The sequence below is a fragment of the Umezawaea sp. NPDC059074 genome, assembly GCF_042738955.1.
Lineage (GTDB): Bacteria > Actinomycetota > Actinomycetes > Mycobacteriales > Pseudonocardiaceae > Umezawaea.
In genome coordinates, this window is record NZ_JBHYHC010000276.1 from 1 (window position 1) to 3,476 (window position 3,476).

The 3,476-nt window shown below is 70.0% G+C and carries 3 protein-coding genes and 1 rRNA gene; 3 read left to right on the forward strand and 1 reads right to left on the reverse strand.

Annotated features, from left to right (window positions below):
* Positions 1–97: ribosomal RNA gene (gene rrf / locus ACFWW9_RS45975) — 5S ribosomal RNA — on the forward strand; the annotation flags it as partial.
* Between the two features lie 50 nt (positions 98–147).
* On the opposite strand, the gene ACFWW9_RS45980 is transcribed toward rrf, so the two are convergent.
* Positions 148–1,590, reverse strand: a complete 1,443-nt coding sequence (locus tag ACFWW9_RS45980; RefSeq protein WP_390389961.1) for a hypothetical protein — start codon at positions 1,588–1,590, stop codon at positions 148–150.
* 21 nt (positions 1,591–1,611) lie between these two features.
* Between ACFWW9_RS45980 and ACFWW9_RS45985 the strand changes: the two genes are divergently transcribed.
* Positions 1,612–2,544 carry a hypothetical protein gene (locus ACFWW9_RS45985; protein WP_390389963.1) on the forward strand — a complete coding sequence of 311 codons (933 nt, stop codon included), beginning with the start codon at positions 1,612–1,614 and terminating at the stop codon, positions 2,542–2,544.
* A complete protein-coding gene (locus ACFWW9_RS45990) occupies positions 2,541–3,326 on the forward strand; it encodes an HAD-IIA family hydrolase (RefSeq protein ID WP_390389965.1) in 786 nt (261 codons plus the stop codon). Before ACFWW9_RS45985 ends, ACFWW9_RS45990 begins: the two co-directional genes overlap by 4 nt.
* Positions 3,327–3,476 lie beyond the last annotated feature (150 nt).

A 3,476-nucleotide genomic window follows, 5' to 3' on the forward strand; every position in this document is an offset into this window, starting at 1 on the left:
GGAAACACCCGGTCCCATTCCGAACCCGGTAGTTAAGCCCTCCTGCGCCGATGGTACTGCACTGGTGACGGTGTGGGAGAGTAGGTCACCGCGGGACAATTATTCCCTGAAAGGGCTTGTGATGGGGGCACATCTTATGTGCTCAAATCACAAGCCCTTTTCGGCGTGTTCAGGCGTGTCCATAGGAGGAATCAGGTGTCCAGGTTCGGGGAACGTCCCGGCGACCGTCAGCGTGGCCAGGGAGACCGACCGCGCCGTTCCGATGGTGGCCCAGCCCACAGCGATCGCAAGCCGGCCAGTGGCGGCCGCGCGACCGGTGCCGAGCGTGCCGCGGGTTACCCGCGCCGCGACGACAAGAACAACCCCAGCTCGCCGGACCGGCCGAAGCGCGACCAGCGCGGAGCCTCCAGTGGTGGCGAGCGCCGCGAGTACAAGCCTCGCGATGACCGTCCTCGTTACGACAAGCCCCGTGGCGCCTCCAGCACCGGAAGTGGTGGCGGTTACCCCCGTCGCGACGACCGGGCGGGCAGTGGTTCCGGTGAGCGTCGCGAGTACAAGCCCCGTGACGACCGCGGTGGCGAGAAGCGCGAGTACAAGCCCCGCACCGAAAGCGGTTCCGGCGGCTACCCGCGTCGTGATGACCGTGCGGGTTCCGGTGAGCGCCGTGAGTTCAAGCCGCGCGACGACCGTCCCCGCTACGACAAGGCGCGTGACGACCGCGGTGGCAGCACGTACCGCAAGGACGACGCTCCCCGCAGCGGCGGGTACCAGCGCACGGGTGGCACGGGCGGTTCCGGCAGCTCCTACAAGCGCGACGACCGTTCCGGTGGCGCAGGCCGTTCGGGTCCGGACTTCCGGTCCCGCACGAGCGGGACGCACCAGCGCGACAACCGCGACGGTCGCCCGGACTTCCGTCCCCGCGTGACGGGTGGCGGCAGCAGCTTCAAGCGCGACGACCGCGCCGGTGGCGGCTCTGGTGAGCGTCGCGAGTACAAGCCGCGCACTGAAGGCGGCAGCAGCAGCTACCCGCGTCGCGACGAGCGCGGTGGCATCTCCAGCAACGGCAACAGCCGGTACCGCAGCACGGACGACAAGCCGCGCTACGACAAGCCCCGTGACGACCGGTCCGGCGGCGGTGACCGTCGGGACTTCAAGCCCCGCACCGGTTCCGGCGGCTACCAGCGCGATGACAAGCCGCGCTACGAGCGTCCGGCCGGTGGCGAGCGTCGCGAGTACCAGCCCCGTGAAGACCGCGGCGGCGAACGCCGTGAGTACAAGCCGCGCGAAGACCGCGGTGGCGAGAAGCGCGAGTACAAGCCCCGCACCGAAAGCGGCTCCGGCGGGTACCCCCGTCGGGACGACCGCGCCGGGTCTGGTGAGCGGCGGGAGTACAAGCCGCGCACCGAAGGCGGCAGCAGCTACCCGCGTCGGGATGACCGCGCCGGGTCCGGTGAGCGTCGCGAGTACCAGCCCCGTGACGACCGTGGCCCCAGCAGCGCCTCGCGCGACGACAAGCCGCGCTACGAGCGGCCCGCCGGCAACGACCGGCCGTCGCGGGAAGACCGTCCCCGTCACGAGAAGCCCCGTCACACCAAGGCTCCTCGTGCGGACGTGCCGCGTGACGACCCCGGCAAGGACGAGAAGCGCGAAGAGCGCAGCCGTCAGCGGGCCGCGCGGTTCCAGGAGCGCACGCCGCAGTACGGGTCGGGCGAAGCGGTCGTCGAGGCGGAGACGCCCTCGGTCGACGTGGACGCTGAAGTCGTCGCGGAGACGCCCGCGCAGGAGTCCGCTCCCGCCGCGCGCGAGACCGAGGGTGGCTACGAGCGGGCGCGTGCGCCCGAGTTGCCGCCGGAGGCCGACATCTCCGCGCTGGACCCCGAGATCAAGGGTGAGCTGCGCGGGCTGCCCAAGGGCTTGGCCGAGATCGTCGGTCGGCACCTGGCCGCCGCCGGGCTCCTGGTGGACAGCAACCCGGTGCTCGCGCTCGAGCACGCCCGCTATGCACGGGGTAAGGCCGCGCGCATCGGGGTCATCCGCGAGGCGGCTGGGCTCACTGCGTACCACGCTGGTGAGTGGGCCGAGGCGCTGTCCGAGCTGCGTGCCGCGCGGCGGATGTCCACCGGTACCGGGCACATCGCCGTGATGGCGGACTGCGAACGCGCGCTGGGGCGTCCGGAGCGGGCTCTGGAGCTGGCCCGTGAGGTTCAGGGGCAGCCGTTGTCGCCGGACGAGGCTGTCGAGCTGCGGATCGTGGCGGCTGGCGCTCGTCGGGACATGGGGCAGTTCGACGCCGCCGTGGTGGCGCTCCAGGGTGAAGACCTGGACCCGAAGCGCCGCGACCCGTGGAGCGCTCGGCTGTTCTACGCGTACGCGGACAACCTCGAGGCCGCTGGGCGGTCCGAGGAGTCGGTGCAGTGGTTCCTGCACGCGGCGGAAGCGGACGACGAGAACGAGACCGATGCGGCTGAGCGCGCGTTCGGGTACACGTTGGTGGAAGAAGACGTCGAGGGCGTTGTGGATGACAAGGAGAACGCGGAGCAGTGACCGAGACGTTGTTGGCACGGTATGACGCACTGCTCTTGGATCTCGACGGCACTGTGTACCGGGGCAAAGAGCCCATACCGGGTGCGGCGGACGCGGTCGCGGTCGCTCGCGCCCAAGGGGTCGGCATCCGGTTCGTGACCAACAACGCCTCGCGCGCCGCGCAGGACGTGGTGGACCACCTCGTCGAGATCGGCTTCAACGCCGTGCTCGACGAGGTGAGCACCAGTGGGCAGGCCGCCGCGGCGATGCTGGCCGAGCGGGTGCCCGCCGGGTCCGCTGTGCTGGTGTTGGGGACTTCGGCCCTTGAGGCTGAGGTTCGGTTGGTCGGGTTGACGCCTGTTCGGTCGGCTGACGGTGCCGTTGCCGTGGTGCAGGGGTTGTCGCAGGACATGGGGTGGCGGGAGCTGGCCGAAGCCTGCGTGGCGATTCGCGGAGGGGCGTTGTGGGTTGCCTGCAACGCTGACGTGACGTTGCCTACCGAGCGCGGGTTGTTGCCTGGGTGTGGGGCTTTGGTGGCGGCGTTGAAGGCTGCCACGGATCGTGAGCCGTTGATCGCGGGGAAGCCCGCCGCGCCGTTGCTGGAGCAGGCGGCCAAGTCGTTGGGGGCTTCGCGGCCGTTGGTCGTGGGGGATCGGTTGGACACCGACATCGCCGGGGCGGTGAACGCCGGGATGGATTCGTTGCTGGTGTTGACCGGGGTGTCGACCGAGGCTGAGGCGTTGGCGTTGCCGGTGGAGTGGCGGCCTACGCATGTCGCGACGGATTTGTCGGGGTTGCTGTAGGGGGTTGGGGCGTCCTGCCCGTGCGGGGCGTCTGCCCACCGGTGCGGGGGCGTCTCCCCACCCCGCTCGCGCAATTATTTCAACACCCGTTTTGTGTTTTGAAGGGGGGTAAGATTGCTTTTCAAGACAAAAAGGGTGCGAATGCGGTTA